Here is a 22,292-nt window from a genome sequence, read left to right as displayed (position 1 = left end):
TAGATGGGCTGCGCCGGACGACCGCCGGGCAACCGGGCGGGGGAGCGACGGGGTGTGTTGACGCACCCGACACCCCGTCGCTCCCGCTCCGGGTTCCACCACGGAGATTCGCCTCACTTCCCCGCGACGGTTTCGCCGCAGGCGTGGAGGGCCAGCACCGCGAACGCCGTCCCGGCGTTCGTGACGTAGTGCGCCTTGTCGTTGTTCAACGACCGCGTGAACCACCGGCCGCTCGCCCGCTGGTTCGCCTTCAGCCACGCCGCCCCTTTCGCGATGGCCGCGTGGTTCGGGTCGGCCAGCTTCAACACATACGTGACGAACCCGGTCGCGTACCCGTCGCTGTCGGCCGTCGGGTCGTTCGGCGACTTGTCCCGCCGCGAGTACGTGCCGAGCGACGGCAGGCACCAGCCGCCGTCCGCGTGCTGGAGCTTCGCCAGCGCCGCGACCGTTTCTTTCTTCTCGGCGGCCGTCATCAGGCCGTCGAGCTTGGTCGAGGCCCAGAGGAGCATCGCCTTGTGGTGCAGGTCCGGGGCGGGCGTCTTCGTCAGGTACGCGGTCAGCCTCTCCAGCCCGGCCTTCGCGTCGGCGGACTTCGCGTAGTCGCCGGGGGCCGTGCCGACAGCGACGGCCGCGAGCGTCGCGCCGTAGTAGTCGTCGTGCTCCATCGGCGGCCAGTCGCACTTCAGCCAGTTCCACTCGCCGGTCTTCTTCTGCACCTGCCACATCTTCGCGAACGCCGTCTTCGTCGAATCGCTGAGCTTACCCGTGGTGTGCGCGTCGAGGAACGCGAGGCCGGTCGCCGTCGCCACGACGTAGGTGTCGCCGCGGGGCTTGCCGGTCTTCCAGGACGCCACGTCGTTTTCGAGGAACGCGCGGACCTCCTTCCACCCGGCGTCGTTCGCCTTCACGAGCGGCCGGGCCATGACGTAGGGCAGGTTCGTGTGGCACGTCACGCACTGCCGGTCGCGGGTCCAGTTGACGCCGACGGCGTCGAGGTACGCGGCCGCCTTGTCGAGCGACAGCGCCTTCGCGAGCGGCTCGTCCGGCTTCGTGGGGGCAGGCTGCGGGATGTCGTCCGCGGCGACGGGTGTGGCGAGGAGCAAGAGGAAGAAGAGGGTGCGCATGATGTGGTGGGAGTGAGAAAAGGGTGTGAAAAAAGCCCCGGCACGATCGTGCCGGGGCTTTCGCCCAAAGAAGAGTTACACCGCCGCGGTGATGTCGAACCCCTTGCGGTACTCGCGGAACAACATGTCGTTCGCCTTCGCGTTGCCGACGAACTTCTCGGCCTTCGCGTCGATGGCCAGCTGCACGCCGAGCAGCCCCTTCGCGGCCGCCAGATCGACCTTGTTGTCCTTCAGGTGCTCCTTCATCCGGCCGAGCGCCGCCACCGCGTCCTTGCTGCCGGTGAACGCGTCCGTCGGCTGGTCCATCGTACAGGGCGTGCCGAGCCGGTAGCTGATGTTCCCCAAGTGGCACAAGGCGGCGCTCAGGTGGCCCTCCTCCACGTCGCAGTTCAGGTCCGTGTGCTTGCGGCTCCGCACGGCCTTCACGAAGTTGTCGAAGTGGAACTGGTCGTTGCCGCCCTTGAACTCCTTCACCTTCTGGCCGTCCGGCGTGTACACGATGCCGCTGCCGTAGTTCGGGCACACGACGTACCCCTTGTCGCCGAACCAGATGTTGCCGACCTTCGCCCCCTTGAAGTCCTTCGTGTCCAGCCCGCGGACCTCGAACAGGAGGTGCGCGCCGGGGTACTCGTACAGGTTCAGCTGCGTGTTCGGCGTCTCGCCGTCGTCGACGTACCCGAACCGCCCGCCGATGCTGACCACGCTCGTCGGCAGGCCGGGCAGGTTCAGGCCCCACCGGGCCTTGTCCGCCTCGTGGACGCCCTGGTTGCCGAAGTCGCCGTTGCCGTACTCCCACGTCCAGTGCCAGTCGTAGTGGACGGTCCCGTTGCCGGTCTTGCGGTGCGGGGCGAGGACGCGGGCCGGGCCGCACCACAGGTCGTAGTCCATCGTCTTCGGCGGCTCCTGCGGGCCGTCCACCTTGCCGATCGACTTCCGCGGCTTGTAGCACGTGCCGTAGGCCAGGTACACCTTGCCGATGTTGCCGTCGTGTATGTGCCGGATGGCCTCCCGCATGCCGGGGTTGCTGCGGCTCTGCGTGCCGACTTGACAAATCTTGCCGTACTTCCGGGCGGCCTGGACCATGAGCCGCCCCTCGTGGACGTTGTGCGTGGCCGGCTTCTCGCAGTAAACATCCTTGCCGGCCCGCATCGCCCACACGGCGGCGAGCGCGTGCCAGTGGTTGGGCGTCGCGATGGAGATGATGTCGATCGACTTGTCTTCCATCACCTTGCGGATGTCCTTCTCGAACTTCGGCTCGGCCTTCTGGGCCTCGGCGATCTTCTTCATGGCCGGGCCGATGACCGCCTCGTCGCAGTCGCAGACGGTGACGATCTCGCAGTTCGTGCTCTTGCTGAGGAACCCGCCGACGTGGCTCATGCCGCGGCCCTTGACGCCGATGACGGCGACCTTCAGCCGGTCGTTGGCCGACCCGACGGGGGCGTCGGCCCGCTTGACTTCGCCGCGGGCCAGCGGCGTCCCGGCGGCGGCGGCGGCGGAGAGGATGGCGGTCCGGTTGAGGAACTCCCGACGATGGAACAGGTTCATGAACGGCTCCTGACGCGAGTGTCGCGAGTGGAAGAGGAGGGAGGAGTGAAGGACGTGTTAAGAGTGTACACGACCGCCGGGGCGGGGGTCAACGCGCCGACTTCCGAAGTCCGGCTTCGACTTCGGAAGTCGAGCGGGCCGAGGGTGCCCCGGAGATGCGAGCAGGTTCCCGCGCGGGATCGACTTCCGAAGTCGAAGCCGGACTTCGGAAGTCAGAGGCTCAGGTCCAGAACTCGGCGACGCGGACGCGGAAGCCGGGCAGCACGTCCGGCAGGGTCAACTCCGCGTCGGCGGCGAACGCTTGCGGCGGTTGGTTGTCGCGGTAGACCGTGGCCGTCTCGCCGGCCGGGTCCACCACACACACGGCCGTCACACCTGCGCCTAGGTACTCAGTGACCTTCGCGAAAACCCGCGTCCAGCGGTCGGACGGCGACCGGACCTCGACGACGAGTTCCGGCACGACGGCGAGGTACTCGTCGCGGGTGAACGGGCCGGGTGGCAAGCGCGGGAAGCTTTAGAACGCCACGTCCGCCCCGCGGAGCGTGTCCGGGTCCCGCTCGGTGATGATGCCGGAATCGTTCCCCATCACCCGGCCGAGTTGATTCGAGCGGACGAAGTCCCGAAGGATGCCCGCGACGTTGGTGCGCACCCAACCGTGGAAGGGAACAGGTAGCGTCACTTTGACCACCTTTCCGCGGACGAGTTCGGTGTTGGGTAGGTCGAGCTTCGCGTACTCCGCAACCGTCAACAACTTGGGTGGGGCTGGCAGCGCGGTCATGGTTCCGCCTCCTCGGTAGGTATAGCCTACACGATTTCCACCCGCGGCGTCACGGCGGCCTTCGCCACCAGCGCCGGCCAGTACGCGAACACCTCCCGCACCGCCGCCCGGCCGGTCGTGTACCCGGTCGTCCCGGCGAACCCGCCCGTCACCAGCGGCGCGAACTCCTTCGTGAATCGCTCGACCGCCGCCTTCCGCGCGTCCCGCACGGCCACCCGCAGCGTCACCTCGATCCCCTCGCCCAGCACCTCGATCAGCGAGTGGTCGTACTCGAACCCGGCCGCCTTCAGCCGCGCCAGGATCACCTCGCCGCTGCGCTGGGCCTTCGCCCGCGCGTCCGGGCCGACGACCACCAGCGTGCCGGCGGCCGTGAACCCGTCGCGGTACGCCAGCGACACCTTGTAGGTGTCCGTCGCCGGCCGGCCGCGACACCCGCTCACCGTCACCACGTCCGGGCCGCCCTCGCGGAGCTGCACGCTGGTGAAGTCGGCCACCACGTCCGGCGTGACGTACCGGGCCGGATCGCCCACCTCGTAAAGAAGTTGCTCGCTCGCCGTCTCGACGTTCACCGCCCCGCCGCTGCCGACCGGCTTCGTCAGGTCGAACGTGCCGTCCTCCCGCACCTCCGCGATCGGGTAGCCCACGTCTTCCAATCGCGTGGAAGCGTCGGCGTTCATCCACAGGCCGCCGGTCGCCTGCGCCCCGCACTCGATGAGGTGGCCCGCCACCGTCCCGGCCGCGAGTAGGTCGTCGGTGGCCCAGCCGAACTCGTGCAGCAGCGGCCCGACCGTCAGGCAGGCGTCGGCGACGCGGCCGGTCACGACCACGTCCGACCCGAGCCGCAGCGCCTCCGCGATCGGCGTGGAGCCGAGGTAAGCGTTCGCACTGACGACGCGGCTTCGGACGGACGACAGTGGCTCCCCGGTGTCGAGGTTCGCCAGCGCGTGCCCGGCGGCGAGTAGCTCGTCGAGGTCGGGCAGCAGGTCGTCGCCGGACGCGACGGCGACGCGGCGGCCGGGCAGCAGCTCGGCGGCCTTCTTCCCGCACGCCAGCGGGTTCATGCCGCCGGCGTTCGTAACGATCTTCAGCTTCGGCTGTTGTTGAAGGACTGGCGCGAGCCGGGGGAGCAGGTCGAGGAAGTCGGTGGCGAACCCGGCGGCCGGGTCGCGCTGCTTCTGCAGCGCGAGGATGGACATGGTGAGTTCGGCGAGGTACTCGAGCGTGAGGTAATCGAGCCGCCCGCCGGCGGCGAGCCGCACCGGGGCGTCCGGGCTGTCGCCCCAGAACCCGCACCCGTTGCCGATCCGGACGGCGCGCATGACGAACCCTCCCGGCGGGCCGTCGCGCCCGCCGGGGTTGTTTAGGGCAATTCCCGCCGCCCTCCAGGGGGAATCGGGCCGGGCCTACCGGTCAGTCCTCTTCCTCCGTTTCGTCGAGGATGGCGATCACCTGGCCGCCGTTCGCGATGCAAAAGTCCCGCGTGGTGTCGATCTCGCCGCCCTTCGGGAGGCGGCACCGCACCCGCTGCTCGTCGGGCACGGGGGTCGGCACGGGGGTCGGGACCGGGGTCGGGGTCGGGGTCGGGACCGGCTCGGACTGCTGAACCGGGTCGGAGGGGGGGGCCTCGGCGTTCGACATGGGGCACCTCGCCTTTCGGCTAGTGGGGAACGGGACAAAAACCGTCCGGGGAGCGAGCGGTCGCGGCCGCGGCGTTCGCCGCCGCCCCGTTGCGCCCGAACCGGCTCCGCGCGGGTCGCGGCCTCCTGGCGACCCGTCGTTTCATGGATCGGAAACCACCTCACGGGGGCGGGGCGAGGGGCGTCCACACGCGGACGGCCTTCGTGCTCCGGGAGACCAACAGCCCGTCCGCCGCCCACGCGCCGCCGAGCATCGGCTTCTGGTGGTTCACCGGCGGCCCGAGCGGCAGCCGCGCCGCGACCGACCACGCCTGGGCCTTCCCGTCGCTGCGGGCCGTGACCAGGACGGCCCCGGCCGGGTCGAGGGTCACGCACTGGTCGCCCTCGGCCGGAACCCACTCTTGCTCCGGGGCCGCGGCCGGGCCGGCCCACCACCGGACGGCCCCGTTGCGGTGGCAGGTCACCCACCCGCGGCCGCCGGGGTGCGGGAAGAACCGCGCGACATCGCCCGCCACCGCCACCGGCCGGAGGTCGTCGCCGTCGGCCGCCCACAGCTGCCCGTCCCGCCCGAGGGCCAGGACCGTCGCGCCGTCGGCCGAGACGCCGACTTGCTCGCACCCGCCGATCCGCGGGCGGAGCGGCCGCACGGCCAGTTCCGGGGCCGCGGGCGAAACGGTCACGCACGCCACGTCCCCCGCCAGGTTCCCCAGGACGACGAGCCGGCCGTCCGGGCCGACGGCCGACCGCAGGAAGCCCCCGGCCGGCAACGCCGCCCGCCCCCGTTCCACGCCCGCGTCGTCCCAGACCCGCACGACCGGCTCGTGTCCGGCGGTCAGCCACCGTTGGCACGCGTGAAGGTACGGGAGGCAATACACCGTCCCCCGCGTCCCGTGCAGTTCGCCGACAGGATCGCCGGTCGTCGGGTCGAGCAGTTGAACCCGGTGGGGGCCGGGGGGTTGGCCGGCGTAGAACGCCAGCCGGTCGGCCCCCGGGCCGAACTGGGCCGCGAACAGGGGCTGGTTCTTGGGTCGGATCGGCGGCCCGACCCGGCGGCCGGTCCGCGGCTCCCACACGTCGATGCCGGCGGCCGTGCCCGCCGCTTCCTTCGCGTTGGACTGGTCCTTCGCGGTGACGACGGCGACCCGCGTGCCGCCGTGGTCGCCGACCGCCCCGATGACCATCGCGGCCCGCGGCAGGGGCAGGGCCTGGGGGCCGCCCGTGGGCCACCGGAGGCGGACCACGGTGTACCGGTCCTCGACGGCGAACAGGTGCTCGGCGGTCGGCAGCCAGTATTCCGGGTACCTCGGCCGCGGGAGGGCGAGCGGGTCGAAGCAGCCCGCGTTCGGCTGCCAGAGCCGGTACTCCCGGTTCACCTGGACGGCGACCGCCCCGGCCGGCGCGAACCCGATCACCTCCAGCCCCGGCTCCGCGCACTCCTCGGAAATCAGCGTGCCGGTCGCCGCGTCCCACAGCTGCAGGGCGTCCCCGCCGGTCGCGATCGTCCGGCCGTCGCGGCCGAACGCGACGGACCGGATCGACGCCCCCGGCCGGGAGTCCAGCCGGCCGCGGCGCGCCCGGCGGTCGAGGTCCCACACCTCGGCCGACCCGTTCCCGACGGGCAGCACCAGGGTGCGGGAATCGGGATCGACGAAGAACCGGGACGCGAAGGACTTCGCCGCCCACGCGGTCGGGCCGGCGTACCCGCCGGTGCGGAGGTCCCAGAACCCGACGCCGGACTGCTCGACCGGCCGCACCCCGACGGCGACCGCCCGGCCGTCCGCCGCGAACGCGAGGGCGAACACCCAGTGCTTCACCGCGGCCTCGGCGGTCGGGGCGGTCGCGTCGCCGTCCAGCGACCAGACCCGGACTCCGCCGTCCTCGCCGCCGGTCGCCGCGAACTTCCCGTCCGGGCTGATCGCGGCGGCGGTCACCTGCCCGGCGTGGCCGGCGAGCCGCTTCACCACCTTACCGGCGGCCGCGTCCCACACGACGACCCCGCCCCGCTCGTCGCCGACGACGAGCCGTCGCCCGTCCCGGCTGACGGCCCCGGCCGTGATCGGCTCGGCGTGCCGGTACGACCCGTCCGCCGCGGCCAGGGTGGCCGACCACAGGGAGATGTTCGCCCGAACCGCGGCCCGCAGGTCCGGGGCGTCGGCCGGCACGCGGGCCAACAATGCCTCGAACGCCTGGACGCCCTTCGCCACCTTCCCGGCCTCGCACTCCCGGTACGCCTCGCGGGCCTCCCGGTCGAGCGCCGCGTGGGCCGGCTCCGACGCGCCGACCGGCTGCGCCTCGGGCGGCCGCGGCGTGAGCGCGGCGATCCCGGCCGCCGTCACGGCGAGCAGGACGCCGGCGGCGACGGCCGCCGCCGGCCACCGCGGGCGGGCGGCGCGGGCCAGCGCGTCGGCCAGTTCCGCGGCCGACCGGTACCGCTTCGCCGGGTCCCGCGACAGGCAGCGAAGCGCGATCGCTTCGAGCCGCCGGTTCGACCGCCACGCCGCCCACAACGGCCGCGGCAGCGGCCCGCGGCAGACGACCTCCGCCCACTCGTTCGGACTCCCGGCCGCGAACGGCCGCGTCCCGTTCACCAACTCGTACAGGATGACGCCCAGCGCCCACACGTCCGTCGCCGGGGTGATCGGGCCGACCGTCGGGTCGAACTGCTCCGGGGCCATGTACGCCCGCGTCCCCGGCTGGCGGCCGAGGGCCGTCAGCCCGCTGCCGTCCGGGTCCGTGTCCGCCGCCGGGTCCGGGGCCGGGGCGTCCACGCCCTGGATCAGCTTCGCCACGCCGAAGTCGGACACGCACGGCCGGCCGGCCGCGTCCAGCAGGATGTTGCTCGGCTTCAGGTCGCGGTGGACGATGTTGTGCTCGTGGGCGAACCCGACGGCCCGCGCCACCCGCTCCAGGAACCGGGCGACGCCGGCCGGCCCCCGCGCGCGGACGGCGGCCAGGTGCGCCAGCAGGCTGCCGCCGGGCAGGTACTCCATCTCCAGCACCGGCCGGCCGCCGTAGGTGAACGTCTTGAAGATGCGGACGATCCCGTCGTGCTTGAGCTGCGCGAGGATGCGGGCCTCCTGCTCGAACCGCTTCATCTGCCGGACCACGTCGGCCACGGACGGCAGCCGGTCGGCGGCGTTCAGCACCTTGTACGCGACCGTCGTGCCGAACGTCGCGTCCTCCCCGCGGTAGACGACGCTCGACGCCCCGTGCCCGACCTTCGCCCACCCCGGTGGGCAGCGGTCTTCGTGGGCGGCGGGGTCGCGGCCCGACCCGGACGGGAACAGGGCGGCGGCGGCCGCCAGCCGGCGGACGATCTCGCGGACGGCCGGCAGCAGTTCCGGGTGGTCGGCGCAGACCTCCTCCAGCGGGACGCGGTTGCCCCGCGCGACTTCGTCCTCCCAGCGGGCGACGAGGTCGAAGGCCAGATCGTTGGTGGCGTCGGTGGAGAACATGGCTCACCCCTAAAGCGACGCCCGGCGGCCGGCCGGCCCGACCCGCCGACGATTTCGGTCGAATTCGGCCGCGGGTGGACGGGGAACTCGGTACTGGGTACTGGGTACTGGATACTCGGTACCCAGTACCCAGTACCCGTCATCCGGTCACGTCGCGGCCGAGCCGCCGGCCGAGGGCGGCCCGCGCCTTGACCCACTTCGCGGACGCGGTGGACGGCGGCAGGCCGAGCAGCGCCGCCGCCTCGTCCCGCGTCTTCCCCTGGTAGTAGAACACGTCGAACAGCGCCTGCTCGTCCGCCGGTAGGGCCTCGACGTACTCGTGGAACGCGACCATCTGGTCGGTGTCCACCGGGTCGTCGTCGTCCGGGTCCGGGACGGGGTCGTCGCCCAGGCCGCCGACCCGGTTCCGCCGCCGCTGGATCGCCTTGTGCAGGTCGAGCAGCACCCGGCGGACGATGCCGGCGAGGAACCGCTCCAGGTCGAGGACCGTCCGCGGCCGCACGTCCTGGCCGAGCGCGCGGAGCAGCCGGCAGAGCGTCTCGTTCACCACCTCGGTCGTTTGGGAGTCCTGCACGACGAGCGGGAACGTCCGCAGCCGCGGGCGGACGAGGCGGCGGGCGCGGGCCTCGCACAGCCGGCACAGGTCGTCCACCGGCGGGCGGTCGCCGGCCGCGTGGCGGTCGAGCCAGGCCTGGACCGGGTCCGGCGGGGCAACCATGCGGGGCACTCCGATTCGGATGGAGGTGAGACCGCCATGTTACCCCATCGGCCCGGCCGTCAGACAGGAAAAAATCAGATTCCTCGGACCGACCCGGCGGCCGGCGTCGCTCCGTGGGCGGAAGGGCCGCGGGGTGCGGGCCCCTTCCCCTCGCCCCACGGACTCCTGAGGAACCCACCATGGCACGTAAGAAGGCGACCCGCGACGACGTCAACTCCCCACCCGCCGCGGCCGCCGGCCCGGAGACGACCGGGCGGCTGCTCGTCGTCCTCGCGGACGACTGCGTCGGCAAGCCGGCGGAAGCCGTCGCCGCCGTCAAGGCGCTGACCGGCTGCACGAACGTGGCCGTCTCCGACGACTACGAGGAGAACGCGATGGACATGGCCGAGGCGGACGCGGCGGAGGCCGTCGTGTTCTCCGACCTCGGCATCGCCGTGGTCCCCGGCGACGGCGGGCCAGAGGCGGTGACGGCCGCGGCGTCCGGCGACGGCCGCATCGTGGCCGTCGAGCCGGAGCCGATCTTCTACGCGACGGAGACGGCCGCCCCGGAGGCGGACTACCTCCGCGGGTACAAGGCGGCCGTGGACAACCTGTTCACCGAGATGTACGGCGGCCCGCGGGCGGAGCTGAACGGCGACGCGGCGGCCGCGTTCGCGGACACGGCCCAGTTCAGTTGGGGGTTGCAGGCGTGCCGCGTCCCCACGTCCCGGTACTCCGGCCAGGGCATCCGGGTGGCCGTCCTCGACACCGGGTTCGACCTCGACCACCCGGACTTCGTCGGCCGGCGGGTCGTCCGCCAGTCGTTCGTGCCCGGCGAGTCGCCCCAGGACGGGCACGGGCACGGGACGCACTGCATCGGGACGGCGTGCGGGCCGCGGGTCGTCCCCGGCGGGGCGCGGCGGTACGGCGTCGCCTACGGGTGCGAGATCTACGTCGGCAAGGTGCTCAGCAACGGCGGGTCCGGGAACGGGGCGTGGATCCTCGCCGGGATGGAGTGGGCCATCAACCAGCGGTGCCCGGTCATCTCGATGTCGCTGGGGAACACGCTCTCGACCGTCTCGACGGCCTACGAGACGGTCGGCCGGCGGGCGCTGGACCGCGGCTGCCTGATCGTGGCGGCCGCCGGGAACCACCGGCAGCAAGTGCCGAACCCGCCGGGCCTCGTCGGGCAGCCGGCCAACAGCCCGTCCATCCTGGCCGTCGGGGCGGTCGATAGCAACCTGCGGCTGGCCGCGTTCTCGACCCGGAGCAACCCGGTGACCGGCGGGAAGGTGGACCTGGTCGGGCCGGGGGTCGGGGTGTTCTCGTCCGTGCCGACGCCGGCGCTGCCGCCCGGCCGCCCGCGGACGCCGCCGTGGCCGGCCCGCTACCACGCGATCTCCGGGACGAGCATGGCGACGCCGCACGTGGCCGGGATCGCCGCCCTGTGGGCGCAGGCCCGCGGGGCACGCGGGGCCGCCCTGTGGAACGTGCTGACCCGCGCCGCCCGGCCGGTCGCCATCCCGGTGATCGACGCCGGGGCCGGGCTGACCCAGGCCCCGCAGTGACCCCGCCGCCCGCCGCGCGCCCGTCGCGCGGCGGGCCGCTTCCCGGAGGAGACTCGCCATGCGGATCGTGATTACCGTGGCCCCGGCGGCGCGGGCGGACATGGACGCCGTCGCCGGCCGGCTGGCCGCCGCCGGCGTGACGGTGGACCAAATCCTGTCCACCACCGGCATCATCACCGGGTCGGTGGACGACCAAGCCGTCGGCACGCTCGGCGGGCTGACCGGCGTGGCCGCCGTCGAGCCGGACGCCGACTTCCAAATCCCGCCGGACGGCCCCCAGTAGCCGTTCGGTGGACCATCCCGCGGCGGCCGGTCGTTCGACCGGCCGCCGTCGTTCCCCACCGAGTACCGCACATGAAACCCGTTTCTCGCGCGTTCGCGGCCGTCGCCGCCGACGCCGACCTGATGGCCGAAATCCGGGACCGGGCGAAGAAGACGCTGACGGCCCACCGGCCGATCCTCGACGCGAACGAGGTCGCGCTGTCCCTCACCGAGTTCCGGACCGTGGACGACGAAACCGCGGTGGCCGACCCGACGGCCCAGGCTTACGCCGAGGCGATCGTCCTGCTCGACGGCCGGCCGTCGCTGTTGGTCCGCGACGACACGTTCGAGGACCCGGAGCTGGAATACTGGCAGTCGCGGCTGACCCCGCACCGCCGCGGGCTGGAGGCGGCCCTCCGGTCGGTCGGCCGGATCGAGCTGACGGGGCACGAGACCTACGACTGGGTCGGGACCGGGTGGGTCGTCGGCGACCGGCTGATCGTCACCAACCGGCACGTCGCGGCCCTGTTCGCCCGCCAGCAGGGGCAGGGGTTCGCGTTCCGCCCCAGCCCGCTCGGCGGGGCGATGGCCGCCCGGATCGACTTCCGCGAGGAGTACCAGGTCGGCGAAGCCCGCGAGGTGGCGGTCGCCCGCATCCTGTACGTCGCCCCGGACGGGGCGGGGCAGCCGGACGTGGCCGTGCTGGAGTTGGCCGAGGGGGCCGAGCTGCCGCCGCCGGTCCGGTTGGCGGCCGGCCGGCGGGCGGCCGACCCGGTCGCCGTCGTCGGCTACCCGGCGTGGGACTCGCGGAACGGCGAGGACGCGATGCGGAACGTGTTCCGCGACATCTACGACGTGAAGCGGCTCGCCCCCGGCTACCTGATCCCGTCCACCGACCCGGCGACGCTCCAGCACGACTGCTCGACGCTCGGCGGGAACTCCGGGTCGGCGGTGCTGGACGTGCCGACCGGGGCGGCCGTCGGGCTGCACTTCGGCGGCCGGTTCCTCACCGGCAACTACGCGGTCCGGGCCGAGGTCGTCCGCGGCATCCTGGAGCGGCTGCCGGCCGGCCGGCCGGCGGTCGTCGTCCCCGGCGGGGTCGAGGCCCCGACGGCCGCGAGCCTGGCCGGGCGGGAGGGCTACCGGCCGGACTTCCTGGGGACCGGCCGCCGCGTCCGGCTGCCGAACCTGTCGGCCGCGCAGGAGGAAGACGCCGTCCCCGTGCCGGGCCGGTCGGACTTCGTCCTGCCGTACACGCACTTCTCGGTCGTGATGTGCCAGTCCCGGCGGCTGTGCTACTTCACGGCGGTGAACATCGACGGCAACCAGTCGGTCAACCTGCGGCGGGCGGACGCCTGGTTCCTCGACCCCCGCATCCCGGCCGCGGCGCAGTGCGGCAACGAGCTGTACCGGAACAACAACCTGGACCGCGGGCACATGGTCCGGCGGCTCGACCCGGTCTGGGGGCCGCCGGCCGCGGCACGGGCGGCGAACGACGACACGTTCTTCTACACGAACGCCTGCCCGCAGCACGCCGACCTGAACCAGCGGACGTGGAACGACCTGGAGGACTACATCCTGACGAACGCCGACCGGCGGAACATGAAGGTGTCCGTGTTCACCGGCCCGGTGCTGGCGGCCGCGGACCCGGTGTACCGCGGCGTCCGCGTCCCGCTCGAGTACTGGAAGGTGGTGGCGATGGTGAAGCGGGACGGCGACCTGTCGGCCACGGCCTACGTGCTGACGCAGAAGCACCTGGAGGACGACTTCGAGGCCCCGGCGTTCCAGTTCGGCCGGTTCCGGACGTACCAGGTCCCGATTACGCGCGTGGCGGAGCTGACCCGGCTGTCGTTCGGCAACCTGTCGGACTTCGACCCGCTCGCGGCCGCCGAGGCCGTCGCCGCCGTGCGGCCGCTGCAAGCGGTGGAGGACGTTGTGTTGTGACGGCCGCCGGTCACGCCGGCGCGGTCTTCCACCGCTTGCCGGCCCAGAACGCCTGCGTCCGGGCCTTCGCGACGTACTCGCCGCTGGTCAGGATGCTCACCTCGGCGTCGCTCTGCGTCGCCCCGTTCTGGAGCGAGTTGATGATCCCCCGGAGCGGGCCGTAGGGGTCGCCGGTCGGGTTGAACGCCGTCGCCGACTGGTTCGGCGGGGTGTACGCGTACCGGTTCACGTACGGGAACAGCCAGTCGTTGCGGATCGTGTTGAAGTAGTACTCGTCGGACCGCAGCAGGACCGGCGGCAGCTCGGTCCGCACGTTCGCCTGGTTCGACCAGAAGTTGAACGACGTCGGGTCCGGCGTCCGGCCGGGGCCGAGCACGTCCGCCCAGATCGTGTTCACGAACCCGGCCCGCGTCCGGCCCACGAAGTTGAAGTACTCCTCCGACGCGAGCAGGGACGCGATCACCGTCTCCCGGCGGACGCCGTTGACCAGCTGGTTCACGAACCCGGCGATCGACTGGCTCGACGGGTCCGCGGCCCGGTGCAGGTAACGGCGGAAGTAGTCCTTCACCAGCCGGTCGTACCGCTCGGCCGACTGAACGACGCTGTACGCCACCTGCTGCATCGTAACCCCGGCCTCCATGTTCCGCAGCCAGAACACGAGGTCGGCCTGGCTCGCCTCCCGCTTCAGCACGTCCCGGTAGACCGCCTTCAGCCACGCCCCCTCGACCTGCAGGTCGGTGTAGTCGCTCCCGGCCCCCTGGAGGCCGCTGGTGAGGAGTTGCAACAGGACGGTCTCCTCCGTCACGCCGCGGCGGAGGTCCCAGCCCGCGGCCTGGAGGGTCGCCGGCGGCGGGGTTGTCGTGCCGCCGATCTGGAACTGGACGTACCACCCGCGGACGCGGGCCTCCGTCTTCTCCGGGGACGACAGGAACCCCAGCGCGATGGCCGGCCGGGTCAGCGCGCCGGTGTTCAGCGCGTTCACCCACCCGGCGTCCTCGCCGCCCTGCGGCAGCCGGCCGAGCAGCTTCTGGTAGAGGTAGCTCACCCACGTCTGGTTGGTGGCGCTAGCCGGGCCGTTCGGGCCGGACAGGTTGAACGCCTCCTGCGACCCGAGGATCTGCGCCTCCCCGCGGGCGAACGTGTTCCCGGCGGCCAGGAACCCGAGCCACGTGTTGACGCCGCCCGGCTCGGCGGACCGGTTCAGGTTTCGTTGGTACCAGCCCTGGATCTCGTTCGTCCGGCCCTCGATCGAGACGACGATGTTGGCGGTGGTCGCGAACAGGTTCGGGGACGTGCGGAACGCGGCCCGCCAGTCGTTGACCAGCGCCGCCACCGCCGGGCCGGTCCGGCCGAGGTACGACGCCAGCTTCGTCAGGTAGCCGTCCACGAACGCCGGCGGGCGGCGGACGGCGTTGCCCGCCGCGTCCCCGCGGGCGGCCGTCCACTCCGGGGCCTTCGACGACGGGTCCACGTTGAACAGCCGGATGAAGCTCGGCGACCGCGGCTGGCCGTTCACGCTCGACCCGTTCGCTAGCAGGCCCAACTGCGTCGTCCCGTTCCCCTTGAACTGGCCGACGGCCGGCGAGTTGAGGTAGAACCGCTGCGTGCCGTCGTCCGCGAACGTGGTCCACACGGCCTTGCCGGTCGCCGCGTCGAACGCCCGGACGTTGTTGTTGGACAACGCGACCACGTCCAGGTCGTTGTCGCTGTCGACGTCGAGGACGACCGGGGCGGCGAACAGCGGGGCGCTGAACGCCTGCGTCACCCAGAGGGCGGTCCCGTTCGGCCGGATCGCGTGGAGGCGGCCGGAGAAGTCGCCGATCAGGATTTCCGGCGTGCCGTCGTTGTTCACGTCCGCGACGGCCGGCGGGGACGGGGTGCGGAAGTCGGTGCTGCCGGGGCCGGTCACGTAGGGCCAGCCGGGCAGGTCGTTGCCGCGGGAATCGACGCCGTACACGGCATTGCCGGGGAACGCCGCCCCGTTCGTGTTCGTGAAGTTGATCCCGGTCCCGACGAAGACTTCGAGCGTCCCGTTGGCGTCGATGTCCGCGAGCACGGGCGACGACTGGACGATCTGCGGGACGTACTTCACCCACTTCCGGCGGCCGGTGCTGCCGAGGGCGGTGAGGTGGCCGCCGGCGTCGTAGAAGTCGTTCTGGGTGGCGTCCCCGCCGAACACCACGTCGTTGCTGCCGTCCCGGTCGATGTCCGCGACGACCGCCCCGGACAGGACGGAGTCGTCGTTCGTGAACCGCCACAGGACCGACCCGTTGGGCGAGAACGCCGTGACGTGGTGGTTGAACGACGTGACGACGATCTCCGGCACGCCGTCCCCGGTCAGGTCGCCGGCGGCGAGCGGCCCGAGGACGCTGTTCCGCAGCGTCGCCTGCGGGTACAGGTTGTCCGGCACGTCCACGGTCGTCGGCCAGCCGGGGAGCAGCCCGCCGGTGGCGGCGTTCCACGCGAACACCCGGCCGTCGAACCCGGCGGCGACGACCACCTTGCCCACGCCGGGCATGTTCACGACCAGCGGCGTGGAGTGAATCTCGGGCGCGTTCGCCCCGGTGTCGTAGGTCCGCAGGAGAGTCGCCGGGTTCGCGTCCGACCCGCTGTACCGGTACGCCGCCACGTCGCGGTCGCCGGTGACGGCGATCAGCTCCTCGCCGGGGAGGCCGTCCACGTCCGCGAACACCGGGGACGGGGTGAACGTGCCGCCGTCCGAGAAGTCCCAGGTGCTCTGTGCCCCGCCGAGCGCGACCGGCCCGCCGAGCGTCGTCGGGTTCGCGGGAACGTCGCGGGCTTCCAGGGATTCAACGCGGAGTTGCGGGCGGCGCGATTTTCGTGCTGGCGGCATAGGGGCGAACCCAAAAGTAAGTGTTAGGTTTCATACATATAGCACATCACCCCCAACTCCCCAAGGCGATCGGATTGCCGAACGGGTACGATTACCGCGTGCGGCCGGTTTCCGGCATCCGGGGACGAGATTCATGACGGCGACCGAACTTCTCCAAAACCTCGTCCGCCGCCCGTCCGTCAACCCGATGGGGCGGACCGACATCCCCGCCGACCTCGCGCACGAGGGCCGCGTCACCGGGTTCCTCGAAGACCAACTCAAGGCGCTCGGCGTCGAGTGTCGGCGGCAGCCGGTCGCACCTGGGCGGGACAACCTGATCGCGTTCTACCGCTCCGGCTCGCCGACCACGTACCTGTGGGAGGCGCACCAGGACACGGTTCCCGTGGACGGCATGACGGTCGAGCCGTTCGCCGCCGCCGTCCGCGACGGCAAGCTCTACGGCCGCGGCGCGTGCGACGTGAAGGCCGGCATCGCGTGCATGTTCACTGCCTTCGCCCGACTCGTTCGCGAGAAGCCCGTGGGTTCGGCGAACGTGACGCTCGCGTTCACCGTGGACGAGGAGCACACGTTCCTCGGCGTGCTGGAGCTGATGAAGGCCGGCCTGTCCGCGGACTTCGCCGTCGTCGCGGAGCCGACACTGCTCAACGTGGTGACGACGCACAAGGGCGTCGTCCGGTGGCAGCTCGACACGACGGGACGGGCGTGCCACAGCTCGCGGCCGGACCAGGGCGTCAGCGCCGTCTACCGCATGGCGAAGGTGCTGACGGCCATCGAGGAATACGCCACGAAGTTGCAAGCGTCGTGGTCGCACCCGCAACTCGGCCCGCCGACGCTGAGCGTCGGCATGATCGCCGGCGGCGTGTCGCCGAACACAGTGCCCGACAAGTGCGCCATCCAGATCGACCGGCGGCTGCTCCCCGGCGAGGTCGCGCAGGCGGCCATCGACGACCTATCGAACCACCTCGCCGCGCAGAACCTCGGCTTCCCGATTCACACGACGCCGACGCTGGCGTGCGCCGCGCTGTCGCCGGTCGCGGACGACCACCCGCACCTGCTGAAGCTGGCCGCCGCCATCGGGCCGCACGAGAAGTTGGCCGTCCCGTTCGGCACGGACGCGTCCACGATCTCGCCGGCGATCCCGGCCGTGGTGTTCGGCCCCGGCGACATCGCGCAGGCGCACACGAAGGACGAGTGGATCGAGCTGGACCAGTTGGACCGGGCGGTCGAGATTCTGTTCCGGTTCGCGTGCGGCCGGCCCGCGTGACAATTCGCCGGCCGCGACTTACATTGACGGCATCCGCCACCCCACCGAGGTTTCATCATGAGCATCGTCCGCATCGGCATGTCCGAGAACAAGAAGTACGCCGACGGGTACGCCGCGATCTTCGGCAAGAAGAAGGCCGCCGCGAAGAAGCCCGCCGCCGTCGAGAAGAAAGCGCCCGCGAAGAAGCCGGCGAAGAAGAAGTAATTAAGAATGGCCCGCAGATGACGCGGACTTCGGCGCAGATGAAGAGGATCAAAACCGAGATTGGATTCGGTCTTATCCGGTTTTCATCTGCGTCGAAGTCCGCGTCATCTGCGGGCCATTGTTTTCCCCACACCTCGGCCCATCCCATGCATCGCGCACTCCTGCTCGTTCTCCTCCTCCCGTCGCTCGCCGTTGCGCAGGGCACGGCCGACGACTACAAGCGCGCCCTCGGCCTGCGGGACAAGTACGCCGACGCCGTGCCGCACCTGACGGTGCAGGCGAACTGGCTCGGCGGCGGCCGGTTCTGGTTCCGTGACGACCTCGGCGGCGGGAAGAAGGCGTTCCTGCTCGTCGAGGCCGAGAAGGCGACGAAGGAACCGGCGTTCGACCACGCCAAGCTCGCGGAGCTGCTGGCGAAGGAGACCGGCCGCAAGGTCGATGCGGAGAAGCTGCCGTTCGATGACATCCGGCTCGACGGCGGGGTCGTCACGTTCACGTCGGCGGAGAAGACCTGGAAGTACGACGCCGAGAAGCACACGCTGACGGAGGAGCGCCGCGCGGCTTCGCCGCCACCGCCGCCGCGGTTCGGGCCGCGCCGCGGGCGGCCGCCGGCCGAGGAGAACAGCACCCGCTCGCCGGACGGGAAGTTCGCCGCGTTCGTGCGGAACTTCAACGTCTGGCTCCGCGAGACCGGCGGCGACCGCAAGGAGTTCCCGCTCTCGTTCGAGGGCACGGCCGACGACGGCTACACCAGCGTCTACTGGTCGCCGGACTCGAAGAAGCTCGTCGCCATGCGGCGGACGAAAGGCGGCGACCGCGTGGTGACTTACGTGGAGTCGTCGCCGCGGGACCAGCTCCAGCCGAAGACGACGACCGTGCCGTACCTGAAGCCCGGCGACCCGATCCCGCAGCCGAAGCCGCACCTGTTCGACGTGACGGCGCGGAAGGAGATTCCGGTCAGCGACGCGCTGTTCCCGAACCCGTGGGACATCAGCTACGAGCACTGGACGCCGGACGGCAAGCGGTTCCTGTTCCTGTACAACCAGCGCGGCCACACGGTCCTGCGGGTCGTCGCGATCGACGCCGAAACGGGCAAGGCGACGGCGATCGTCTACGAGGAGTGCAAGACGTTCTTCGACTACGCGGGGAAGCTGTACCTGAACTACCTCGACAAGACGAACGAGCTGATCTGGATGAGCGAACGCAACGGGTGGAACCACCTCCACCTGATCGACGCGGCGACCGGCGGCGTGAAGAACGCGATCACCAGCGGCGAGTGGAACGTCCGCGGCGTGGACCGCGTGGACGCCGAGAAGCGCGAGATCGTGTTCCGCATGGTCGGCCACGACGCGAAGGAAGACCCGTACCACGTCCACGCGGCGCGGATCAATTTTGACGGCAGCGGGTTCAAGAAACTCACCGACGGCGACGGCACGCACGCCGTCCAGTGGTCGCCGAACGGGAAATTCTTCCTCGACAGTTGGTCCCGCGTCGATTCGCCGCCGGTCCACGTCCTCCGCAAGGCCGACGGCTCGAAGGTGCTACAGGTCGCGGCCGCCGACGCGACGGAGCTGAAGAATCGCGGGTGGCAGCCGCCGGAGCGGTTCGTCGCGAAGGGCCGCGACGGCACGACCGACATCCACGGCCTCATCCTGCGGCCGTCGAACTTCGACCCGAAGAAGCGGTACCCGGTCATCGAGTACATCTACGCCGGACCGCACGACCATCATGTGCCGAAGCGGTTCCAGCCGCACTTCCGCCGACAGGAGATGGCGGAACTCGGGTTCATCGTCGTGCAGTGCGACGGCATGGGCACGAGCTGGCGGTCGAAGGCGTTCCACGACGTGTGCTGGAAGAACCTCGGCGACGGCGGGTTCCCGGACCGGATCGCGTGGATCAAGGCCGCGGCCGCGAAGTTCCCGGAGATGGACATCGCGAAAGGCGTCGGCATCTACGGCGGGTCGGCCGGCGGGCAGAACACGCTCTGCGGGATGCTGGCGCACCCGGAGTTTTATACCGTTGGCGTGGCCGACTGCGGCTGCCACGACAACCGGATGGACAAGGTCTGGTGGAACGAGCTGTGGATGGGCTGGCCCGTCGGCCCGCACTACGTCGAGCAGTCGAACACGACGAACGCGCACAAACTGAAGGGGAAGCTGATGCTCGTCGTCGGCGAGATGGACACGAACGTGGACCCGGCGAGCACGATGCAGGTGGTGAACGCGCTGGAGAAGGCGGACAAGGACTTCGACCTGGTGGTGATGACCGGCACGAACCACGGCGCGGCCGAGTCGCCGTACGCGAACCGCCGGCGGATGGACTTCTTCGTGCGGCATCTGCTGGGCGTGGAACCGCGGAGGTGAACCCGGCGGAAGCGAAGGGCGTCTCTTCGGCGAGCGTCGGGGCGTAAGCCCGACGTGGCTTCCCGCGCCCAGAAACGTCGCTTTACCGACGCGCGCCCCATTTTCCGGCCGCACAGCCACGTCGGGCTTACGCCCCGACGCTCGCCGTGTCGAAGGTTCACGATGCCCTCCGACTTCGTCTTCCCCATCGGCCTGTTGCACCGGAAGGTCGCCCCGGCCGCGATCCTCACGGAGCCGCTGTTCGTCCCGGAACTCGCGCGGCTCGCGGCCACGCGGGAAACGGCCGTCGCCGCCACGACGAAGGCCATCCAGAAATTCCTCGCCGACCGGCCGACGGACGAACTCATCCGCCGCCGCCGGGCCACGACCGCCCGCGAACACGCCTTCACCCTCACACTCGACCCACCGCGGCAAAACGAAAGCTGGCGCGAGCCGGTCGAGTTGACGTTCCACGCCGCCGTGTGGGAGCACGAGGGCTACGCCCTCGCCCGCGTCCCGGCCGTCGGTATCGAGGTCATCGCGACATTGAAAGACGATCTCGACGCCGTGCTGCGCCGCGAGACGCTCAGCGCCCTCCGGCGGCTGAACGCTTCCGCCAACCTCAAGAACCTGAGCGCCCTGCAAACGACGACCGCGTTCCGCGTCGAGTGGATCGACGTGCCGGTGAAGCTGCGGTCCCTCAAAGAACGCGCCGTCCGCGCCGAGGACGACGACGAGGAAGAAAAGAAGACCGCCCTCCAGCAAGTCGGCACGCTTCTCGTCCCGGAACAGCTCGCGGCCGCCTACGAGGTGGACGACGCCGTGAAGCAGGTCGCGGACGCGCTCACGGCGAAGCCGCCGCAGAGCGTCCTGCTCGTCGGGCCGAGCGGCGTCGGGAAGACGGCCGTGCTCCGCGAACTCGTCCGCCGCAAGGCTACTCTCAACCTCGCGGCCGCGCCGTTCTTCCAAACGTCCGGCTCCCGCATCGTCGCCGGGCAGTGCGGGTTCGGCATGTGGGAGAAGCGGTGCCAGGACCTGGTGAAGGACGCGGTCAAGCGGCGGGCCGTCGTCCACGTCGGGTCGCTCGCCGAACTCATGGACGTGGGCAAGAGCGAGTTCAACCCGACCGGCATCGCCACGTTCCTCCGCCCCGCCATCGCCCGCGGCGAGTTGCTCTGCGTCGCCGAATGCACGTCGGAGCAGCTGCCGCTCATCGAGAAGGAGAACCCGCAACTGCCGGACGCCTTCCGGCACGTCACCGTCGAGGAGCCGGACGCGGAGAAGGGGAAGAGAATCCTCGCCGCGTTCGCCGCCGACCACCGGCGGCGCGAACCCACGTCCCCCGCGCTCGCGGCCATCGACCGGCTGCACCGGCGGTACGCCACGTACTCGGCGTACCCCGGCCGGCCGCTGCGGTTCCTGCACAACCTCGTCCGCGACGGCGAGCGCGGCACGCCCGTTTCTGAACTCGACGTGTACGCCGGGTTCACCCGCGAGACGGGGCTGCCGCGGGAGATCATCGACCCGGACGAGGCGCTGGACCTGACGGCGACGCACGACTGGTTTTCCAGCCGCGTCGTCGGCCAGCCGGAGGCGGTTGGCATCGTCGTGGACCTGCTCGCCACGATCAAGGCCGGGCTGACCCGCGCCAACCGGCCGATCGCGTCCTTGCTGTTCATCGGCCCCACCGGCGTCGGGAAGACGGAGCTGGCGAAGGCAGTCGCCGAGTACCTGTTCGGCTCCCGCGACCGGCTGACCCGGTTCGACATGAGCGAGTACGCCGACCCGATTTCCGTCCGCCGGCTCGTCGGCACGGGGTTCGGCACGGAAGGACTGCTGACCGCGAAGGTCCGCGAGCAGCCGTTCTGCGTCCTTCTTTTGGACGAAGTCGAGAAGGCCCACGCGAGCGCGTTCGACCTGCTGTTGCAGGCCCTCGGCGAGGCCCGGCTGACGGACGCGGGCGGGCGGCTGGCGGACTTCCGGAACACGGTCGTGATCCTCACGTCGAACCTCGGCGCGGAGTCGTTCCGCAGCGGCACGCCGGGGTTCGCGTCCGGCACGCCGACGGTCGCCGACGCGAAGGCGCACTTCACGAAGGCGGTCGAGAAGTTCCTGCGGCCGGAGATGTTCAACCGACTCGACCGCGTCGTGCCGTTCGGCTCGCTGCCGGCGGACGTGATTCGTGCGATTGCGGACCGCGAGTGGCAGAAGGTGCTGCGGCGGGACGGCGTGCGGTTCCGCGACGCGGCCGTGACGACCGGCGACGGGCTGCTCGACCACCTGGCGGCCGTCGGGTTCGACCCGCGGTACGGCGCGCGGCCGCTGAAGCGGGCGATGGAGCGGGAGTTGCTCGCGCCGCTGGCGAAGCAGATGAACCGCCACGCGGGTGACACTGCGTTGACAGTGGACGTGGGCGTCGCGGGTGGCGACCGTCTTTCACCCTCCCCCCTTGGGGGGGAGGGCCGGGGAGGGGGGTCGGCGGGTGCAACCACCGGGGGGAGTCCGCAGCTACCGGCCCCGCTCGGGGGGCCCCCCCCCCCACACCCCCCCCCCCCCCGGGGGCGCCCAACAACAACCACAACCCACAACCCCCCCCCCCCCCCCGGCGCGGGGGGGCCC

16 protein-coding genes are annotated in these 22,292 nt (G+C 71.5%); 7 read left to right on the top strand and 9 right to left on the bottom strand.

The features are described from left to right. Positions 1–113 precede the first annotated feature (113 nt). The 8 genes from AC5JJ2_RS14075 to AC5JJ2_RS14040 all read right to left on the bottom strand — a co-directional run bounded on the left by AC5JJ2_RS14075 (position 114) and on the right by AC5JJ2_RS14040 (position 9,257). Complete coding sequence (locus AC5JJ2_RS14075) at positions 114–1,124, bottom strand: prenyltransferase/squalene oxidase repeat-containing protein (RefSeq protein ID WP_495858635.1); 1,011 nt, start codon at positions 1,122–1,124, stop codon at positions 114–116. Between the two features lie 75 nt (positions 1,125–1,199). After that, a complete protein-coding gene (locus AC5JJ2_RS14070) occupies positions 1,200–2,669 on the bottom strand; it encodes a Gfo/Idh/MocA family protein (protein WP_495858634.1) in 1,470 nt (489 codons plus the stop codon). A gap of 220 nt (positions 2,670–2,889) precedes the next feature. Next, positions 2,890–3,171, bottom strand: coding sequence for a Uma2 family endonuclease (locus tag AC5JJ2_RS14065; protein WP_495858633.1), 282 nt, complete (start codon positions 3,169–3,171; stop codon positions 2,890–2,892). A gap of 12 nt (positions 3,172–3,183) precedes the next feature. Further along, the gene (locus AC5JJ2_RS14060; protein ID WP_495858632.1) at positions 3,184–3,447 is read right to left on the bottom strand and encodes a Uma2 family endonuclease; all 264 of its coding nucleotides are present in this window, start codon (positions 3,445–3,447) and stop codon (positions 3,184–3,186) included. A 26-nt stretch (positions 3,448–3,473) separates the two neighbouring features. Then, positions 3,474–4,766 carry an acyclic terpene utilization AtuA family protein gene (locus AC5JJ2_RS14055; RefSeq protein WP_495858631.1) on the bottom strand — a complete coding sequence of 431 codons (1,293 nt, stop codon included), beginning with the start codon at positions 4,764–4,766 and terminating at the stop codon, positions 3,474–3,476. A 91-nt stretch (positions 4,767–4,857) separates the two neighbouring features. Then, complete coding sequence (locus AC5JJ2_RS14050) at positions 4,858–5,085, bottom strand: hypothetical protein (protein WP_495858630.1); 228 nt, start codon at positions 5,083–5,085, stop codon at positions 4,858–4,860. 160 nt (positions 5,086–5,245) lie between these two features. Beyond that, positions 5,246–8,539, bottom strand: coding sequence for a WD40 repeat domain-containing serine/threonine protein kinase (locus AC5JJ2_RS14045; protein ID WP_495858629.1), 3,294 nt, complete (start codon positions 8,537–8,539; stop codon positions 5,246–5,248). Between the two features lie 139 nt (positions 8,540–8,678). Next, positions 8,679–9,257, bottom strand: a complete 579-nt coding sequence (locus tag AC5JJ2_RS14040; protein WP_495858628.1) for an RNA polymerase sigma factor — start codon at positions 9,255–9,257, stop codon at positions 8,679–8,681. A gap of 179 nt (positions 9,258–9,436) precedes the next feature. Between AC5JJ2_RS14040 and AC5JJ2_RS14035 the strand changes: the two genes are divergently transcribed. The 3 genes from AC5JJ2_RS14035 (at position 9,437) to AC5JJ2_RS14025 (ending at position 13,009) form a co-directional block, all read left to right on the top strand. Then, positions 9,437–10,804 carry a S8 family serine peptidase gene (locus tag AC5JJ2_RS14035; protein WP_495858627.1) on the top strand — a complete coding sequence of 456 codons (1,368 nt, stop codon included), beginning with the start codon at positions 9,437–9,439 and terminating at the stop codon, positions 10,802–10,804. Between the two features lie 58 nt (positions 10,805–10,862). After that, a complete protein-coding gene (locus AC5JJ2_RS14030) occupies positions 10,863–11,087 on the top strand; it encodes a ketohydroxyglutarate aldolase (RefSeq protein ID WP_495858626.1) in 225 nt (74 codons plus the stop codon). Positions 11,088–11,158: 71 nt separating this feature from the next. After that, the gene (locus AC5JJ2_RS14025) at positions 11,159–13,009 is read left to right on the top strand and encodes a DNA/RNA non-specific endonuclease (protein ID WP_495858625.1); all 1,851 of its coding nucleotides are present in this window, start codon (positions 11,159–11,161) and stop codon (positions 13,007–13,009) included. A gap of 10 nt (positions 13,010–13,019) precedes the next feature. Here the strand turns inward: AC5JJ2_RS14025 and AC5JJ2_RS14020 are convergent, their stop codons facing one another. Then, complete coding sequence (locus AC5JJ2_RS14020) at positions 13,020–15,863, bottom strand: DUF4214 domain-containing protein (protein WP_495858624.1); 2,844 nt, start codon at positions 15,861–15,863, stop codon at positions 13,020–13,022. Between the two features lie 133 nt (positions 15,864–15,996). Here AC5JJ2_RS14020 and AC5JJ2_RS14015 point away from each other — a divergent pair, with 133 nt between their 5' ends. From AC5JJ2_RS14015 to AC5JJ2_RS14000, 4 genes are all read left to right on the top strand, one after another. Further along, the gene (locus AC5JJ2_RS14015) at positions 15,997–17,127 is read left to right on the top strand and encodes a M20 family metallopeptidase (RefSeq protein WP_495858623.1); all 1,131 of its coding nucleotides are present in this window, start codon (positions 15,997–15,999) and stop codon (positions 17,125–17,127) included. A 57-nt stretch (positions 17,128–17,184) separates the two neighbouring features. Further along, complete coding sequence (locus AC5JJ2_RS14010) at positions 17,185–17,331, top strand: hypothetical protein (RefSeq protein ID WP_495858622.1); 147 nt, start codon at positions 17,185–17,187, stop codon at positions 17,329–17,331. 146 nt (positions 17,332–17,477) lie between these two features. After that, the gene (locus tag AC5JJ2_RS14005; RefSeq protein WP_495858621.1) at positions 17,478–19,694 is read left to right on the top strand and encodes a prolyl oligopeptidase family serine peptidase; all 2,217 of its coding nucleotides are present in this window, start codon (positions 17,478–17,480) and stop codon (positions 19,692–19,694) included. Between the two features lie 162 nt (positions 19,695–19,856). After that, a partial coding sequence (locus AC5JJ2_RS14000; protein WP_495858620.1) for an AAA family ATPase occupies positions 19,857–22,292 on the top strand: 2,436 nt, incomplete at its 3' end.

The sequence above is a fragment of the Limnoglobus sp. genome (assembly GCF_059499385.1).
Note: the sequence above shows the minus strand (reverse complement) of the source record. Positions and strands in the feature narration are given on the sequence as shown.

Bases quoted from the DNA above. Each gene is read 5' to 3' on its own strand.
- AC5JJ2_RS14025 (WP_495858625.1), top strand. From the start codon at position 11,159: ATGAAACCCGTTTCTCGCGCGTTCGCGGCCGTCGCCGCCGACGCCGAC.
- AC5JJ2_RS14035 (WP_495858627.1), top strand. From the start codon at position 9,437: ATGGCACGTAAGAAGGCGACCCGCGACGACGTCAACTCCCCACCCGCC.
- AC5JJ2_RS14030 (WP_495858626.1), top strand. From the start codon at position 10,863: ATGCGGATCGTGATTACCGTGGCCCCGGCGGCGCGGGCGGACATGGAC.
- AC5JJ2_RS14010 (WP_495858622.1), top strand. From the start codon at position 17,185: ATGAGCATCGTCCGCATCGGCATGTCCGAGAACAAGAAGTACGCCGAC.
- AC5JJ2_RS14075 (WP_495858635.1), bottom strand. From the start codon at position 1,124: ATGCGCACCCTCTTCTTCCTCTTGCTCCTCGCCACACCCGTCGCCGCG.
- AC5JJ2_RS14055 (WP_495858631.1), bottom strand. From the start codon at position 4,766: ATGCGCGCCGTCCGGATCGGCAACGGGTGCGGGTTCTGGGGCGACAGC.
- AC5JJ2_RS14070 (WP_495858634.1), bottom strand. From the start codon at position 2,669: ATGAACCTGTTCCATCGTCGGGAGTTCCTCAACCGGACCGCCATCCTC.
- AC5JJ2_RS14060 (WP_495858632.1), bottom strand. From the start codon at position 3,447: ATGACCGCGCTGCCAGCCCCACCCAAGTTGTTGACGGTTGCGGAGTAC.
- AC5JJ2_RS14045 (WP_495858629.1), bottom strand. From the start codon at position 8,539: ATGTTCTCCACCGACGCCACCAACGATCTGGCCTTCGACCTCGTCGCC.
- AC5JJ2_RS14050 (WP_495858630.1), bottom strand. From the start codon at position 5,085: ATGTCGAACGCCGAGGCCCCCCCCTCCGACCCGGTTCAGCAGTCCGAG.
- AC5JJ2_RS14015 (WP_495858623.1), top strand. From the start codon at position 15,997: ATGACGGCGACCGAACTTCTCCAAAACCTCGTCCGCCGCCCGTCCGTC.
- AC5JJ2_RS14040 (WP_495858628.1), bottom strand. From the start codon at position 9,257: ATGGTTGCCCCGCCGGACCCGGTCCAGGCCTGGCTCGACCGCCACGCG.
- AC5JJ2_RS14020 (WP_495858624.1), bottom strand. From the start codon at position 15,863: ATGCCGCCAGCACGAAAATCGCGCCGCCCGCAACTCCGCGTTGAATCC.
- AC5JJ2_RS14005 (WP_495858621.1), top strand. From the start codon at position 17,478: ATGCATCGCGCACTCCTGCTCGTTCTCCTCCTCCCGTCGCTCGCCGTT.